The organism is Pseudomonas huaxiensis (genome assembly GCF_003231275.1).
Classification (GTDB): domain Bacteria; phylum Pseudomonadota; class Gammaproteobacteria; order Pseudomonadales; family Pseudomonadaceae; genus Aquipseudomonas; species Aquipseudomonas huaxiensis.
In genome coordinates, this window is the sequence record NZ_QKVL01000163.1 from 1 (window position 1) to 579 (window position 579).

At 59.9% G+C, this 579-nt stretch carries 1 protein-coding gene; it reads right to left on the reverse strand.

The window, feature by feature from the left end; genetic code table 11:
* Positions 1-579, reverse strand: a 579-nt coding sequence (locus tag DM374_RS32720) for an immunoglobulin-like domain-containing protein (protein ID WP_177431654.1), incomplete at both ends; no start/stop codon positions are given.

Consider the following 579-nt stretch of genomic DNA (forward strand, 5'->3'; position numbering starts at 1 on the left):
AATGAAGTCCACCGAACCACTCGAAGCATTAACCGGAATAGTGATCGACTGACCGTTCGCCAGAGTGATCACCAGCGGAGCGCCAGTCACTGGTGCGGTAACCGAAGCGGTATAGGTGACTACGCCACCCTCTACAGCACTGGCAGTCGCAGTCAGGGTCACGGTCGAGGTATCAATCGAATCCGTTACAGCAGTAACCGCGGCGGTTGGGCTGACTTCGAGGTGCTCGAAGTCGCCGCCAGTGGTGCCGGTGATGGTCACGCTGACGCTACCTGCGTCGACGTAAACAGTGTCTTTCGGCGCGGCGAAGGTGATGGAACCTTCGGTGGCGTCCTTGGCGATGGTGATGGTTTCACCATTGCTCAGGGTGATCTTCATCTCGGTGCCGGCTGGATTAGTCAGCTTGGCGGTGTAGACGATGTTGCCGCCTTCCTGGACGGAGCCGGTGGCGGACAAGGTCAGGCCAGTGGTGTCCAGGCGCGCTGGATCGTCGGTCACGACAGTGGTCGGAGTGCCTGCAGTTTCCAGGTGCTCGTAGTTACCACCGGTGACGCCGGTGATGCTGTTGGTCAGCGGGGT